Source organism: Kitasatospora sp. NPDC001527, from assembly GCF_040298605.1.
Classification (GTDB): domain Bacteria; phylum Actinomycetota; class Actinomycetes; order Streptomycetales; family Streptomycetaceae; genus Kitasatospora.
In genome coordinates this window covers 124222-138232 of record NZ_JBEPAM010000011.1, presented here as the reverse complement: position 1 = coordinate 138232, position 14011 = coordinate 124222, and the positions used below count along the sequence as shown (strand labels likewise).

The window sequence follows — 14011 nt, the reverse complement described above, 5'->3', positions numbered from 1 at the left end:
CCGACCAGGCGTCGAGCGAGGCGAGGGAGTCCAGAAGTCCATGGCAGGACCAGGCCCCCGGGTCTTCATCTCGCACCTGTCCGGCATCGCCGTCTTCGACCCGAACGGCGACCAGGTCGGCCGGGTCCGGGACGTCGTGGTCGCCCTGCGGGTCGGCGGCCGCCCGCCCCGGGTGCTCGGCCTGGTGGCGGAGGTGGTCGGCCGGCGCCGGATCTTCCTGCCGATGACCAGGGTGACCAGCCTGGAGTCCGGCCAGGTGATCACCACCGGGGTGATCAACATGCGCCGCTTCGAGCAGCGCCCCGCCGAGACGCTGGTCCTCGCCGAACTGCTGGACCGCACCGTCACCTGGACCAAGACCGGCCAGGACGTCACCGTGCTGGACGTCGCGATGACCCAGACCCGGCTGCGGGAGTGGGAGATCGGCAAGGTCTTCGTGCAGGTCGGCCGGGTCGGCCGGCTGCGCAAGGCGCGCGGCGAGACGCTCACCCTGGACTGGCAGGACGTCACCGGCTTCACCCTGCCGGAGGAGAACCAGGGCGCCGCCAACCTGCTCGCCACCTTCGACCAGCTGCGCGCCGCCGACCTCGCCAACGTCCTGCACCACCTGTCCGCCAAGCGCCGCGCCGAGGTGGCCGCCGCGCTCGACGACGAACGGCTCGCCGACGTCCTGGAGGAGCTGCCCGAGGACGACCAGGTCGAGATCATCGGCAAGCTGAAGGACGAACGGGCCGCCGACGTCCTGGAGGCGATGGACCCGGACGACGCCGCCGACCTGCTCTCCGAGCTGCCCGGCGACGAGGCCGAGCGGCTGCTCCAGCTGATGGAGCCGGACGAGGCCGAGCCGGTGCGCCGGCTGCTGACCTACGAGGAGAACACCGCCGGCGGTCTGATGACCACCGAGCCGATCGTGCTGGAGCCGGACGCCACGGTGGCCGAGGCGCTGGCCCGGGTGCGGGTCTCCGACCACAAGCCGGCGCTGGCCGCGCAGGTCTTCGTCTGCCGCCCGCCGAACGAGACCCCGACCGGCAAGTACCTGGGCACCGTGCACTTCCAGCGGCTGCTGCGCGAGCCCCCGTACACCCTGGTCGGCTCGCTGGTCGACGACGACCTCGACCCGCTGCCGCCGGACACCCCGCTCTCGCTGATCACCAGCTACCTGGCGACGTACAACATGGTCGCCGCGCCGGTCGTCGACGACGCGGACCACCTGGTCGGCGCGGTCACCGTGGACGACGTGCTCGACCACCTGCTGCCGGAGGACTGGCGGGAGGCCTCGCTGCACGGCGACCCCGCCGACGAGAGAGAGGTGACCGGTGGACGCTGACCGCAAGGGCCGGCGGGACGAGTCCCCCCGCCAGCGGCTCCAGGGCGAGCTGCGGGAACTGCGCCAGCTGCGCGAGCTGCGCGCCCGCGAGGGCGGCGCCCGGGACCGCCGCACCGAGCCCACCACCATCGGCTCCACCCCCCGCACCCGGCTCGACCAGCCGCGCACCGGCCGCCCCGGGCTGATCACCCTGCCGTCCTACGACCCGGAGGCCTTCGGCAAGCTCTCCGAGCGGATCGCCCGCTTCCTGGGCACCGGCCGGTTCATCGTCTGGATGACGGTGGCGATCATCCTCTGGGTCGCCTGGAACACCCTGCTGCCGGACGCCGCCCGGTTCGACGACTACCCCTTCATCTTCCTGACCCTGATGCTCTCCCTGCAGGCCTCCTACGCGGCGCCGCTGATCCTGCTGGCGCAGAACCGGCAGGACAACCGGGACCGGGTCAACATGGAGCAGGACCGGGCCCGCAGCGACCGCAACATCGCCGACACGGAGTACCTGACGCGCGAGGTCGCGGCGCTGCGCCAGGGCCTCGGCGAGGTCGCCACGCGGGACTTCGTGCGCTCCGAACTGCAGTCGCTGCTCAAGGAGATCGACGAGCGCCGGGAGGCCCCCGAGATGCTGTGACCCGCGGCACGCTACCGACCGGTTATGCACCCCGCGCGGCGCCGTACCATCAAGGCATGGCCAACGAGACAGAGGTCGCGGCCGGCGCCACGGAGGAGTCCGTGCGCCAGGCGCTGGCGACCGTCAACGACCCGGAGATCAACCGTCCGATCACCGAGATCGGCATGGTGAAATCGGTCGAGATCGGCGAGGGCGGTGCCGTGCGGGTCGCGGTCTACCTGACCGTCTCGGGCTGCCCGATGCGCGACACCATCGTCACCCGGGTCCGCGAGGCCGTCGGCCGCGTCCCCGGCGTGAGCGGCGTCGAGGTCGAACTCGACGTGATGAGCGACGAGCAGCGCAAGGAGCTCTCCCAGCTGCTGCGCGGCGGCGCCCCCGAGCGGGAGATCCCGTTCGCCAAGCCCGGCACGCTGACCCGCGTCTACGCGGTCGCCTCCGGCAAGGGCGGCGTCGGCAAGTCCTCGGTGACCGTCAACCTGGCGGCGGCGATGGCCGCGGACGGCCTCAAGGTCGCCGTGGTGGACGCCGACATCTACGGCCACAGCGTGCCCCGCATGCTGGGCGTCGAGGGCCGGCCCACCCAGGTCCAGGACATGATCATGCCTCCGCAGGCGAACGGCGTGAAGGTCATCTCGATCGGCATGTTCACCCCGGGCAACGCCCCGGTGGTCTGGCGCGGCCCGATGCTGCACCGCGCGCTGCAGCAGTTCCTGGCCGACGTGTACTGGGGCGACCTGGACGTCCTGCTGCTGGACCTGCCGCCCGGCACCGGCGACATCGCCATCTCGGTGGCCCAGCTGGTCCCCAACGCGGAGATCCTCATCGTCACCACCCCGCAGATGGCCGCCGCCGAGGTCGCCGAGCGGGCCGGCACCATCGCGGTGCAGACCCACCAGAAGATCGTCGGCGTGATCGAGAACATGTCCGGCATGCCGTGCCCGCACTGCGACGAGATGATCGACGTCTTCGGCACCGGCGGCGGCCAGACCGTCGCGGACGCGCTCACCCGCACCGTCGGCGCCACCGTTCCGGTGCTCGGCTCCATCCCGATCGACGTCCGCCTGCGCGAGGGCGGCGACGACGGCCGCCCGGTCGTCCTGGCCGCCCCCGACTCCCCCGCCGGCGCCGCCCTGCGCGCCGTCGCCGGCAAGCTCGGCGGCCGCCAGCGCGGCCTGTCCGGCCTCTCCCTCGGCCTCACCCCGAAGAACAAGTTCTGACCCCGCGCGAGAAGACGCCCGCAGGGGCCCGCCGGAGAGGATCCGGCGGGCCCCTGCGGGCGTCCACGGGGTCAGCGGCGGGTGTAGGCGGCCAGGTCGGGGACGGAGGCGAAGCCGGCGCCGTAGGCGCTGACGCCGCGGCCGTAGGCGCCGAGCAGGACGCCGGGGGCCTCGCCCGCGAGCACCCAGCCGTACTCGGACTCGCGGTAGCAAAACGGCTGCGGCAGCCCGTTCACCGGGAGGCTGAGGGTGGACCAGCCGGGGCCCTCCAGGTCGTCGGCGAGGTCCCAGGCGAGGGTGGACTGCTGGTCCAGCCAGTCCTGGCGCCGCGCGCGGTCCAGCTGGCCCGGCCAGGTGGCGGCGAGCAGGCCGGAGCCCGCCAGCCAGGCGGCGGAGGAGGCGGACGTCGCCTCCAGGGTGCCGGTGTTGTCGGCGCTGCGGCGGCTCTCCCGCCGGGCGACGGTGACCACGACGGCGAACTTCCGCACGTCGCGCGGCTCGTACTGGCGGGCCGGCTCCTCGCCGTGGCCGAGGCTGCCGTAGTCCACGGTGCCGTGGGTGCCGGCCCGCGGGCCGCCGAAGCCGCTCGGCAGCAGGAAGCGGCGGCCGCTCCAGCCCTCGTCCAGGCCGTACCAGGGGAAGTCCGCGGACAGGTACGGCACCAGCGGGTCCGCCGGGCCGGCCTGTCCGCCGACCACGGGTCCGCCGGCCGTGGCCGTCCCCGCCGCCTGACTCCTCGCGTCCATCCCCGGGCCTCCTCAACGACGTGTGCCTGCCGTGGCGCGCTCCCATCGTGGCGTACCGCGGCGCTCCTGCCGACCGCCTTCGGTCCGGAGGGGACCGGAAAGTGACAGACGGCACAGCGGGAACAATCAGCACAATAGCGGCGCACGCACCAGCGCCCCGCTCAGCCGTGCGGCTCGCGGGGCGGTGGTGTCACGGAATCACACCGCGGTCACGCCGTGATCACGTCGCGTCGGGGTCGAACGGAGGACGCTCCCCGGGGGCGAGCGGGGCGCCCGCCGAGGCGGCCGCGGGGGCCGGGGCGGCGGACTTGTCGAAGGAGACGCTGCCCGCGCGGCCGGTGCCGTTCACCGCGGCGGCGGGCTTGTCGTCCAGGACCGAGCGGATGTCGAGGGTGTCCCGCATCTCCTTGAGGCCCAGCGGGTCCTCGTCGCCGCCCATCAGCTGCTTGCGCACGAAGGTCTTCGGGTTGAGGTCCTCGAACTCGAAGTCCTGGAAATCCGGACCCAGCTCGCTGCGGATGTCCTCCTTCGCGGTGTCCGCGAAGGAACGGACCTTCCGGATGAAGCCCATGGTGTCCTGGATCAGCTTCGGCAGCTTGTCCGGACCGAAGATCACGATGGCCATGATGACCAGGGTCAGGATCTCCAGTGTGCCCACGTCGCTGAACACCAAAGCTCCCTAAGCTCGCGATCGGATCGGACAAACGCTCCTCACAGCGTAATGGCCGTCGGCCGATCCATGACCCCCGGTGTGATGAAGCCGTGGTGAAGACCCGCCGATGATCAGGGTCGGACGGGACCGGTGGGGCCGGTGGGGCCTATCTGTTCTCGTGGTGCAGACCGGCGACACCGGAGCTCGGCGAGCGCTCCGGCAGGTCGTGCGACGGCGTCGCGCCGCGGGTGACCGCCACCGGGCGCACCGGCAGGTCCACCGCCGGCACCTGGGCGTTCATCGGGAGCATCCCGCCCCGCCCGCCGCCACCGGGCGGGCTGACCGTGGTGCCGTGCTGGTCGTCGCCCGGGCCGGCGATGGTGCCGACGCCGCCGAGCGTGACCGCGGCGACCGAGAAGGCGCCGGCCGCGGCGAAGACGAAGCGCCGCCCGCGCGGCGGGGCCGGCCGGACCACCGGGGCGGCCGAGGCCGCCGCCAGCGGCTGGACCGGGACGTCCGGGCGCAGCGAGCGCCGACCGATCAGCGGGCGCAGCACCGAGCCGCGGCCGAAGGCGCGGGGGTCGACGCCGGGCACCGGCGCGTCGGCGCCGAGCGCGCCCGCGCCGAAGGAGGCCCCGGCGCCGCGGCCGAACGATCCGCCGTCCAGCCGGCTGCCGCCGAGCGTGCCGGCGGCCGCGGCACCGCCGCCGGGCAGGTCGTCGTCGTCCCGGTGCGGGTGGTCGGCACGCGGCTGCCGCTCGTCCTCCGGGAGCGCGCCGACGGCCATCAGCCGGGCCATCAGCGCGGAGGACGGGCCGGGGGTGCCGGTGCGGGTCAGCAGGTGCTTGACGGCGCGGCCCTCGTCGGCCTCGGCGAGGCACTGGGGACAGGTCGCCAGGTGGGCCTGGACGCGCTCGCGCGAGTCGTGGCCGAGTTCGCCGTCGAGGAAGGCGGACAGCCGCTCCCCGAGGTGGTGCTCCTCGGCGACGGGCTCCACGGCCCGCACGGCGACGGCGCGCAGCGCCGGCTCGGCCGGGGGCGCCGCGTCGGGTGCTCCGGGGCCGTCCTGGCCCCGGCGGCCCAGCGCGGGCCAGCCGCCGCGGCGGGCGGCGGTGCGGCCGGGTGTCTGCGGGTGGCCCGCCCCCGATCGGCCGGTTCCGCTCACGATCGCCTCCGTCCGCGCCCGCCCGGTGCGACCGCCGCGCCGACCGGCACCGGCTGCTCCTCGGCCCCGCCGCCGCGGCGCTCACGGCCGGGGGCCGAGCCGGGGGCACGGTGCTTGAGCGCGGCGCGCAGGTGCGAGCGGCCGCGGTGGATGCGGCTGCGGACGGTGCCGAGCTTGACGCCGAGCGTGGCCGCGATCTCCTCGTAGGAGAGGCCCTCGATGTCGCACAGGACGACGGCGGCACGGAACTCGGGCGCCAGGGTGTCCAGGGCGTGCTGGACGTCGGCGTCGAAGTGGGTGTCGCTGAAGTGCTGGGCCGGGCTGGGCTCGCGGGAGGCCAGGCGCTCGGCCGCGTCCTCGCCGAGCGCGTCGAAGCGGATGCGCTGGCGGCGGCGGACCATGTCCAGGAACAGGTTGGTGGTGATCCGGTGCAGCCAGCCCTCGAACGTGCCGGGGGTGTAGGTGGACAGCGACCGGAACACCCGGACGAAGACCTCCTGGGTGAGGTCCTCGGCGTCGTGCTGGTTGCCCGTCAGGCGGTAGGCGAGGCGGTAGACGCGGGCACTGTGGGCCTCGACGATCTCCTCCCAGGTGGGCGGAGTCCAGGTCTGCGCGTCGGGGCCCTCGGCGAAGGTCGCGAGGGCGGGGGCCTCGGCGGTACCGGCGGCCGGCGCCTCGTGCGCGGGGGCCGGCTGGTCCAGGGTGGAGTGCGCAGGCTGGTTCATCACGGGCTTCGGCGTACGGGTCGACGCGGTGCCGCGGGAGTGCCGCCGCACGGGGACGTCGCCCTCGGCCACACCTCCTCGGTCGGCTCTTCTGCCCAGCAGGGCCACCACCATATCCACCTCGCCCGTCAAGCCCGGATAAGAAGCGTCCGGGACCGGCCGGCCCGGATGACGGGCCCGGAGGGTGTCCGGGACGTCCCGTTCCCCCGGTCCCTGCTCCACCAACGGCCCGCCGCCGTACGCGGTTCCCGTCCGGCCAGTAATCTGTGGCAGGAAATATCGACATCCGCTCGGCGCCGGGCCGTCACCCGGGGCTCCGAAAGAGGCAGCCATCAGCGAGTTCGGGCCCACCCGCGCGGCTCTCGCCGACACCTACGTCGGCGAGGACGCGGTGTTGACCTACGCCCGGGCGCAGTCGGCGCGGACCGGGATCCGGGCGATCGGGCCGAGCGGCGGCGCCTGCCTGCGGCTGCTGGCCGCCGCGCTGGACGCCAAGGCGGTGGCCGAGATCGGCACCGGGACGGGCGTCTCCGGGGTCTATCTGCTGCGCGGGATGCGGCCGGACGGGGTGCTGACCACCGTCGACTCCGAGCCGGTGCGCCAGCAGTTGGCCAAGGAGGCCTACCAGGCGGCCGGATTCGCGGCCAACCGCTCGCGGTTCATACCGGGCCGGGCGCTGGAGGTGCTGCCGCGGCTCGCGGACGGCCAGTACGACCTGGTGTTCTGCGACGGCGACCCGGCGGAGTCCCGGGAGTACCTGGCGGAGTCGCTGCGGCTGCTGCGGACGGGCGGGATGGTCTGCTTCGAGGGCGTCTTCCAGGAGGGCCGGCTGGCCGAGCCGGAACTGCAGGACCCGCAGACGCAGTCGGTCCGGGACCTGGTCCAGGCCGTCCGGGAGAGCGAGGCGCTGCTGCCCGCGCTGCTGCCGGTCTCGGACGGACTGCTCTGCGCCGTGAAGCGCTAGCGGGTTCCGGGAAAAGTACGGGGCCCGGGCCGACGCGATGGTCGTACCCGGGCCCGGCAGCACATCTCCAGGAGATGGCGAGCACCTGCTGCGGTCAGCCGCAGGCCTTCTTCAGGGCCTCGCCGAGGGCGTCGGCCTCGTCAGGCGTGAGCTCCACCACGAGGCGTCCGCCGCCTTCGAGCGGAACGCGCATGATGATGCCCCGCCCCTCTTTGGTGACTTCGAGCGGGCCGTCACCCGTCCGCGGCTTCATGGCCGCCATGCTCGTTCCCCTTCCTGCAACCGCTCAGCTACGCACCGGCAGTCCGTCCACCGCCGGTATCGAACGCATTGATCGGAAGCCATTATCCCGCATGCCACGGCCTGATGACCAACATCACTCTCGGTGCAACCTCGTCCGGACCACCTCAATCCCGCACATTTTCCGGCATAAGCCCCGGCACGGTGGCGGTCCGCACGGCACCGAAAGGTGCGATACCTCACACTCCCCAGGCGGCCGGGCACTCCGGCATCCTGGCAGCGACGATCAGAGCCGATCACGATCAAGGGAGCCCTCGCCCATGTCCGATTCCGTGCTGTACGAGCTGGACGGCGGCCTGGCCGTCATCACCGTCAACCGTCCCGAGGCGATGAACGCGCTGGACGTGGCGACCAAGGTGGCGCTGCGCGACACCGTGACCGCCGCCGCCGAGGACCCGGCGGTGCGGGCGGTGCTGCTGACCGGCGCGGGCGACCGGGCGTTCTGCGTCGGGCAGGACCTCAAGGAGCACCTGGGCCTGCTGAAGCGGGCCGAGGAGACCGGCGAGGGCGCGCTGAAGACCGTCGCCGAGCACTACAACCCGCTGCTGCGGGCGCTGGCCGGGATGCGCAAGCCGACGGTGGCGGCGGTCGGCGGGGTGGCGGCCGGCGCGGGCGCCTCGCTGGCCTTCGCCTGCGACTTCCGGATCCTCGCGGACACCGCCGGCTTCAACACCGCGTTCGCCGGGATCGCGCTGACCGCCGACTCCGGGGCGTCCTGGACGCTGCCGCGGCTGGTCGGGCACGCCAGGGCGACCGAGCTGCTGATGCTGCCGCGCACCGTGAAGGCGGCCGAGGCGATGGAGCTGGGCCTGGCCACCAAGGTCGTGCCGGCCGCCGAACTGGCCGCCGCCGCCCGGGTGTTCGCCAAGGAGCTGGCCGAGGGCCCGACGGTGGCCTACGGCGCGATCAAGGAGTCGCTGGCGTACGGCGCCTCGCACTCGCTGAGCGAGCTGCTCGACAAGGAGGACGAGCTGCAGACGCTGGCCGGCGAGAGCGAGGACCACCGGATCGCGGTCCGCGCCTTCATCGCGAAGGAGAAGCCGAAGTACCTCGGGCGGTAGGGCCCCGCAGGATCACCGCCCGGGGGCGACCCTCGCGTGGCAGTCGGCCAGGTGGTCGTCGACCAGGCCGCAGGCCTGCATCAGCGCGTAGGCGGTGGTCGGGCCGACGAACCGGAAGCCGGCCTTCTTCAGGGCCTTGGCCAGCGCCGTCGACTCGGGCGTGACGGCCGGCACCTCGCCGAGCGTGCGGGGCGCCGGCCGGTCCGGGTCCCCGGCGAACTGCCAGATCAGCGCGTCCAGCCCGCCGTCGAGGTCGCGGGCGACCCGGGCGTTGGCGATCGCCGCCTCGATCTTGGCCCGGTTGCGGATGATGCCGGTGTCGGCGAGCAGCCGCTCGACGTCGTCCTCGCCGAACCCGGCCACCTCGGCGATCCTGAAGCCGGCGAAGGCCGCCCGGAACCCCTCGCGGCGGCGCAGGATGGTGATCCAGGACAGGCCGGACTGGAAGGCCTCCAGGCAGACCCGTTCGAACAGCGCGTCGTCGCCGTGCACCGGGCGTCCCCACTCGGTGTCGTGGTAGACGCGGTAGTCGTCCGCCGAGTCGCCCCAGCCGCAGCGGCGCAGCCCGTCCGCGCCGAGGACGGCACCGCCGGGTTCGGCGCTCACTTCCGCCCCTCGGGCCCGGCGTCCTCCGGGCCCGGGGCCGCGGGGGTCTTGGTGAGCGCGACGGCGGGCTCGACGACCCGGGCGAACTCCTCCAGGCCGGGCAGCGGCTCGGCGCCGTGCTCCGGGCCCTCGCCGGCCTCGACGGCGCCGCGCACCGCGGCCAGCGCCTCCAGCTCGGCGATCCGGGCGTCGCGGTGGGCGAGTTCGGCGCCCAGCCGGTCGAGGACGTCGTCCACCTCGTCCATCCGGTAGCCGCGCACGGCCATCGGCAGGCGCAGCGCCTCGACGTCGCCCTGGCCCAGCGGACGGTCCTGCGGCAGCCGGGCGGAGATGCGGTCCTGCACGGCCTCCGGGAGCGAACCGCCGCCGCCCAGTGCCACCAGCGCGGCACCGCCGACCACCACGGCCATGGCCACCACGATCACCCAGAACACGAGCGGTCCTCCCGATTTTCCGGCCGGCCCCGACTGGAGTGGGATCATGGTCCCGATGGGCCGGGGGCCATCATCGCACTCGCAGCAGCTGTGGAGGAGACATCGGTGGCACTGCGCCTGGGACCACGGGAATTCGGTGACGACGAGCTGGTGATCATGGCGATCGTCAACCGGACGCCGGACTCGTTCTTCGACAAGGGCGCGACCTTCGCCGACGAGGCCGCGTTCGCCGCGGCCGACCGCGCGATGGCCGAGGGCGCCGCGATCCTGGACATCGGCGGCGTGAAGGCCGGCCCGGGCGACGAGGTGAGCGTCGAGGAGGAGCTGCGGCGCACCGTGCCGTTCGTGGCGCAGCTGCGCGAGCGCCACCCCGAGGCCGTGATCAGCGTCGACACCTGGCGGCACGAGGTCGGCGAGGCGGTCTGCGAGGTGGGCGCGGACCTGCTGAACGACGCCTGGGGCGGGGTGGACCCGAAGCTGGCCGAGGTGGCCGCCCGCCACGGCGCCGGGCTGGTCTGCACCCACGCGGGCGGCGCCGAGCCGCGCACCCGGCCGCACCGGGTCGGCTACGAGGACGTGATGGCGGACATCCTGCGGGTGACCGTCGGACTGGCCGAGCGGGCGGTGGGGCTGGGCGTGCGGCGGGACGCGGTGATCATCGACCCGGGGCACGACTTCGGGAAGAACACCCGGCACTCGCTGGAGGCGACCCGGCGGCTGCCGGAGATGACCGCGACCGGGTTCCCGGTGCTGGTGTCGCTGTCCAACAAGGACTTCGTCGGCGAGACGCTCGACAAGCCGGTGGACGAGCGGCTGCTCGGCACGCTGGCGACCACGGCGGTCTCCGCCTGGCTGGGCGCCCAGGTGTACCGGGTGCACCAGGTGGCGGAGACCCGGCAGGTGCTGGACATGGTCGCCTCGATCCGCGGCACCCGCCCCCCGGCGGTCGCCCGCCGGGGACTGGCCTGAGCCCCGCTCGACGGCGCTCGGCCCGCCTCCGGGGCGCTCGCGCTAGATCTCGGTCACCGGACGGCGGGCGTCGGCGAGGATCTTCATGACCTCGTCGATCTCGTCCGTGACGTGGAACAGCTCCAGGTCGTGCGGGGCCGCCTTGCCCTGCGCGACCAGGGTGTTCCGCAGCCAGTCGACCAGCCCTCCCCAGTAGGCGCTGCCGAAGAGGATCACCGGGAAGCGGGTGACCTTCTTCGTCTGCACCAGGGTGAGCGCCTCGAACAGCTCGTCCAGCGTGCCGAGGCCGCCGGGCAGGACGACGAAGCCCTGCGCGTACTTCACGAACATCGTCTTGCGGACGAAGAAGTAACGGAAGTTCAGCCCGAGGTCGACGAACTCGTTGAGCCCCTGCTCGAAGGGCAGCTCGATGCCGAGCCCGACGCTGAGCCCGCCGGCGTCCGAGGCGCCGCGGTTGGCCGCCTCCATCGCGCCCGGGCCGCCGCCGGTGATCACCGCGTAGCCGGCCTCCGCCAGCGCCCGGCCGATCGCCACGCCCGCCGCGTACTCGGGCGAGTCGACCGGGGTCCGGGCGGAGCCGAAGACGCTGACCGCGGGCGGGAGTTCGGCGAGCGCGCCGAAGCCCTCGACGAACTCGGAGGTGATCCGCAGCACCCGCCACGGGTCGGTGTGCAGCCAGTCGGTGGGACCGGTGGTGTCCAGCAGGCGCTGGTCCGTGGTGCTCTCGCCGACCTGGTCCCGGCGCACCAGCACCGGGCCCTTCTGCTTCTCGGGCCACGCCTTCTTCGGGTGCGGCTCGCCCACCTGCTCGGGGCCGTGCCCGTAACGCTTCTCGTCTCCAGTGCCTGTCATGACGAAACCCTACGCCCGCCCCTCCCCTTTTTCAGGCAACGGTGGAAGGTCGGTTGGGCAACCGGAAGATGGCCTCCGGTATCCGGCCGGACGGCCCGCTCAGGCGGTCAGCCAGGCGCGCAGCCGCTCCTCGGTCGCGGCGATGGCGCTCAGCGAGCAGTGCTCGTCCCGCTTGTGCGCCATGTTGGGGTCGCCCGGGCCGTAGTTGACCGCCGGGACGCCGAGCGCGCTGAACCGGGCCACGTCCGTCCAGCCGAACTTGGCGCGGGCGGTGCCGCCGGTCGCGGCGAGGAACGCCTGGGCGGCGGGCTGGTTCAGGCCGGGCAGCGCGCCCGGGGCGAAGTCGGTGACGGTGACCTCGAAGCCGTCGAAGACCTCCCGCACGTGCTTCTCGGCGTCGGCCTCGTCGCGGTCCGGCGCGAAGCGGAAGTTGACCGTCACCACGCACTCGTCGGGGATGACGTTGCCGGCCACGCCGCCGTCGATGCGCACCGCGTTGAGGCCTTCGCGGTACTCCAGGCCGTCGATCTCGACCCGGCGCGCCCGGTACTCGGAGAGCCGGCGCAGCACCTCGCCGGCCTTGTGGATGGCGTTGTCGCCGAGCCAGCCGCGGGCCGAGTGGGCGCGGACGCCGCCGAGCCGGACCTGCGCGCGCAGGGTGCCCTGGCAGCCGCCCTCGACGACCGCCCCGCTGGGCTCCATGAGCACCGCGAAGTCGGCGGCCAGCCAGTCGGGGTGGGCCTGGGCGAGGTGGCCGAGGCCGTTGCGGTGGGCCTCCACCTCCTCGCAGTCGTAGAAGACGAAGGTGAGGTCCCGGTTGGGCTCGGGCAGGGTGGCCGCGAGCCGCAGCTGGACGGCGACGCCGGACTTCATGTCCGAGGTGCCGCAGCCGTGGAGCAGGTCGCCCTCGACCCAGGAGGGCACGTTGTCGGCGATCGGCACGGTGTCGATGTGGCCGGCCAGCACGACGCGCTCGGCGCGGCCGAGGCCGGTGCGGGCGACCACGTTGTTGCCGTACCGGTCGACGGTCAGGTGCGGGTAGGCCCGCAGGGCGGCCTCGATGGCGTCGGCGAGCGCCTGCTCGTCGCCGCTGACGGAGGGGAAGTCGACCAGCTGGGCGGTCAGCGCGCCGCCGTCGAGGGTGAGGTCCAGGGGCGTCTTCGGGCTGCTCATGGTTGCCCAGCCTAGTCCCGCCCGGGCCGCGGGATGTCGCACGGCTGTGACAGTCCGAACGGCAACCGGCTGTCACCGCACATCCGTCCGAGTGGGTACGGTGTCGGTTCGGACGTGCTCGGTGAGAGGGGCGGCGGTGGCGGAGCGAGAGGGCGGCGACGGTGGCGGGGGCGCGGCGCCACGGCGGCGCCGCGGGCCGCTGAGGGTCGTGCTGGTCGGGCTGCTGGTGCTGGCGGTGGTCGCGGTGGCGCTGTTCTGGCTGCGCGACACCAAGCTGCTGACCCCCGAGGGCTGCTCGGTGAAGACGCCGGCCGGCGAGGGCACCCTGGAGCTGCCGCAGGCGGCCAACGCGGCGACCATCTCCGCCGTCGCGCACTCCCGCGGCCTGCCGGACCGGGCGGTGACCATCTCGCTGGCCACCGCGATGCAGGAGTCCAAGATCCGCAACCTGACCGGCGGCGACCGGGACTCGGTGGGCCTGTTCCAGCAGCGGCCCTCGCAGGGCTGGGGCACCGTGCAGCAGATCATGGACCCGGTCTACGCGACCAACAAGTTCCTGGACGGCCTGGTCAAGGTGCCCGGCTACACCCGGCTGCCGCTGACCGACGCCGCCCAGCAGGTGCAGAAGAGCGGTTACCCGCAGGCCTACGCCAAGCACGAGACCAAGGCGACCCTGCTGGCCTCCGCGCTGACCGGCCGCGAGGCGGCCTCGCTGAACTGCGTGGTGCACGACTTCGCCGAGCCGGACACCGACGAGGAGAGCGCCTCGCCGGCCGCCCCGGCCGGGGCCGCGCCCGCCACCGGTGCCGCGACGGCGGCCCGCCCGGACCGGGCCCAGGTGCTGAGCGACCGGGTGCGCCGCGAGTTCGGCCGCACGGTGACCCCGGCCACCGGCTACACCTCCACGATCAAGGGCGCGGAGAACGCCGTCTCGCTGACCCCGGACCCGACCGCGTCCACCGACTCCGGCCCGGACGCCGAGCGGCAGAACGGCTGGGCGGTGGCGCACTGGGCGGTGACGCAGGCCCAGAAGCTGGGCATCGAGACGGTCGCGTACGACGGGAGGATCTGGCGGAAGGCGAAGTCCGAGGACGGCTGGAAGCCGCAGCCGACCGGCACGTCGGCCAAGCTGGTACTGGTCTCGCTGGCCGCCCCCGCCAAGAGCTGAAACCGGTGCGCCGGGGCCGTTGAC

General features: G+C 73.8%; 16 protein-coding genes. 7 read left to right on the top strand and 9 right to left on the bottom strand.

Going from position 1 to position 14011, the window contains the following annotated elements:
- The first annotated feature begins 40 nt into the window (after nucleotides 1-40).
- From ABT238_RS14730 to ABT238_RS14720, 3 genes are all read left to right on the top strand, one after another.
- Nucleotides 41-1327 (top strand): magnesium transporter MgtE N-terminal domain-containing protein, encoded by a 1287-nt coding sequence (locus ABT238_RS14730; RefSeq protein WP_350563380.1) that lies wholly within the window; start codon nucleotides 41-43, stop codon nucleotides 1325-1327.
- Between the two features lie 76 nt (nucleotides 1328-1403).
- The gene (locus tag ABT238_RS14725) at nucleotides 1404-1955 is read left to right on the top strand and encodes a DUF1003 domain-containing protein (protein ID WP_502884212.1); all 552 of its coding nucleotides are present in this window, start codon (nucleotides 1404-1406) and stop codon (nucleotides 1953-1955) included.
- Between the two features lie 56 nt (nucleotides 1956-2011).
- Nucleotides 2012-3172 (top strand): Mrp/NBP35 family ATP-binding protein, encoded by a 1161-nt coding sequence (locus tag ABT238_RS14720; protein WP_350563378.1) that lies wholly within the window; start codon nucleotides 2012-2014, stop codon nucleotides 3170-3172.
- A gap of 71 nt (nucleotides 3173-3243) precedes the next feature.
- Here the strand turns inward: ABT238_RS14720 and ABT238_RS14715 are convergent, their stop codons facing one another.
- The 4 genes from ABT238_RS14715 to sigE all read right to left on the bottom strand — a co-directional run bounded on the left by ABT238_RS14715 (nucleotide 3244) and on the right by sigE (nucleotide 6460).
- Nucleotides 3244-3918 carry a hypothetical protein gene (locus tag ABT238_RS14715; protein ID WP_350757649.1) on the bottom strand — a complete coding sequence of 225 codons (675 nt, stop codon included), beginning with the start codon at nucleotides 3916-3918 and terminating at the stop codon, nucleotides 3244-3246.
- Nucleotides 3919-4138: 220 nt separating this feature from the next.
- A complete protein-coding gene (locus tag ABT238_RS14710; RefSeq protein ID WP_350563374.1) occupies nucleotides 4139-4588 on the bottom strand; it encodes a sec-independent translocase in 450 nt (149 codons plus the stop codon).
- A 148-nt stretch (nucleotides 4589-4736) separates the two neighbouring features.
- The gene (locus ABT238_RS14705) at nucleotides 4737-5735 is read right to left on the bottom strand and encodes a zf-HC2 domain-containing protein (protein WP_350757646.1); all 999 of its coding nucleotides are present in this window, start codon (nucleotides 5733-5735) and stop codon (nucleotides 4737-4739) included.
- Nucleotides 5732-6460: an RNA polymerase sigma factor SigE gene (sigE, locus tag ABT238_RS14700; protein ID WP_502884211.1), complete on the bottom strand. Its 729-nt coding sequence runs from the start codon at nucleotides 6458-6460 to the stop codon at nucleotides 5732-5734. The genes ABT238_RS14705 and sigE overlap by 4 nt, the downstream gene beginning before the upstream one ends.
- Before the next feature lie 331 nt (nucleotides 6461-6791).
- Between sigE and ABT238_RS14695 the strand changes: the two genes are divergently transcribed.
- Nucleotides 6792-7424 carry an O-methyltransferase gene (locus tag ABT238_RS14695; RefSeq protein WP_350563473.1) on the top strand — a complete coding sequence of 211 codons (633 nt, stop codon included), beginning with the start codon at nucleotides 6792-6794 and terminating at the stop codon, nucleotides 7422-7424.
- A gap of 94 nt (nucleotides 7425-7518) precedes the next feature.
- On the opposite strand, the gene ABT238_RS14690 is transcribed toward ABT238_RS14695, so the two are convergent.
- Nucleotides 7519-7686 (bottom strand): DUF3117 domain-containing protein, encoded by a 168-nt coding sequence (locus tag ABT238_RS14690; protein ID WP_014137929.1) that lies wholly within the window; start codon nucleotides 7684-7686, stop codon nucleotides 7519-7521.
- Nucleotides 7687-7984: 298 nt separating this feature from the next.
- Between ABT238_RS14690 and ABT238_RS14685 the strand changes: the two genes are divergently transcribed.
- Entirely contained in the window at nucleotides 7985-8785 is an 801-nt protein-coding gene (locus tag ABT238_RS14685; RefSeq protein WP_350563370.1) for an enoyl-CoA hydratase-related protein, read from the top strand.
- Nucleotides 8786-8797: 12 nt separating this feature from the next.
- On the opposite strand, the gene ABT238_RS14680 is transcribed toward ABT238_RS14685, so the two are convergent.
- The gene (locus tag ABT238_RS14680; RefSeq protein ID WP_350563368.1) at nucleotides 8798-9391 is read right to left on the bottom strand and encodes a DNA-3-methyladenine glycosylase I; all 594 of its coding nucleotides are present in this window, start codon (nucleotides 9389-9391) and stop codon (nucleotides 8798-8800) included.
- Nucleotides 9388-9825, bottom strand: a complete 438-nt coding sequence (locus ABT238_RS14675; RefSeq protein WP_350563366.1) for a DivIVA domain-containing protein — start codon at nucleotides 9823-9825, stop codon at nucleotides 9388-9390. Before ABT238_RS14675 ends, ABT238_RS14680 begins: the two co-directional genes overlap by 4 nt.
- Before the next feature lie 156 nt (nucleotides 9826-9981).
- Here ABT238_RS14675 and folP point away from each other — a divergent pair, with 156 nt between their 5' ends.
- Nucleotides 9982-10794, top strand: a complete 813-nt coding sequence (folP, locus tag ABT238_RS14670; RefSeq protein ID WP_350563471.1) for a dihydropteroate synthase — start codon at nucleotides 9982-9984, stop codon at nucleotides 10792-10794.
- 42 nt (nucleotides 10795-10836) lie between these two features.
- Here folP and ABT238_RS14665 read toward each other — a convergent pair whose 3' ends face one another.
- Entirely contained in the window at nucleotides 10837-11646 is an 810-nt protein-coding gene (locus ABT238_RS14665) for an LOG family protein (RefSeq protein ID WP_350757641.1), read from the bottom strand.
- Between the two features lie 99 nt (nucleotides 11647-11745).
- Nucleotides 11746-12819 (bottom strand): succinyl-diaminopimelate desuccinylase, encoded by a 1074-nt coding sequence (gene dapE, locus ABT238_RS14660; protein ID WP_350563362.1) that lies wholly within the window; start codon nucleotides 12817-12819, stop codon nucleotides 11746-11748.
- 136 nt (nucleotides 12820-12955) lie between these two features.
- On the opposite strand from dapE, the gene ABT238_RS14655 reads away from it, so the two are divergent.
- The gene (locus ABT238_RS14655; protein WP_350757637.1) at nucleotides 12956-13987 is read left to right on the top strand and encodes a VldE C-terminal domain-containing protein; all 1032 of its coding nucleotides are present in this window, start codon (nucleotides 12956-12958) and stop codon (nucleotides 13985-13987) included.
- Nucleotides 13988-14011 lie beyond the last annotated feature (24 nt).

What these genes read in the sequence shown, in the direction of transcription:
- ABT238_RS14730 (WP_350563380.1), top strand. Translation starts at nt 41, where the DNA reads ATGGCAGGACCAGGCCCCCGGGTCTTCATCTCGCACCTGTCCGGCATC.
- ABT238_RS14720 (WP_350563378.1), top strand. Translation starts at nt 2,012, where the DNA reads ATGGCCAACGAGACAGAGGTCGCGGCCGGCGCCACGGAGGAGTCCGTG.
- ABT238_RS14715 (WP_350757649.1), bottom strand. Translation starts at nt 3,918, where the DNA reads ATGGACGCGAGGAGTCAGGCGGCGGGGACGGCCACGGCCGGCGGACCC.
- sigE (WP_502884211.1), bottom strand. Translation starts at nt 6,460, where the DNA reads ATGAACCAGCCTGCGCACTCCACCCTGGACCAGCCGGCCCCCGCGCAC.
- ABT238_RS14690 (WP_014137929.1), bottom strand. Translation starts at nt 7,686, where the DNA reads ATGGCGGCCATGAAGCCGCGGACGGGTGACGGCCCGCTCGAAGTCACC.
- ABT238_RS14685 (WP_350563370.1), top strand. Translation starts at nt 7,985, where the DNA reads ATGTCCGATTCCGTGCTGTACGAGCTGGACGGCGGCCTGGCCGTCATC.
- folP (WP_350563471.1), top strand. Translation starts at nt 9,982, where the DNA reads ATGGCGATCGTCAACCGGACGCCGGACTCGTTCTTCGACAAGGGCGCG.
- ABT238_RS14665 (WP_350757641.1), bottom strand. Translation starts at nt 11,646, where the DNA reads ATGACAGGCACTGGAGACGAGAAGCGTTACGGGCACGGCCCCGAGCAG.
- dapE (WP_350563362.1), bottom strand. Translation starts at nt 12,819, where the DNA reads ATGAGCAGCCCGAAGACGCCCCTGGACCTCACCCTCGACGGCGGCGCG.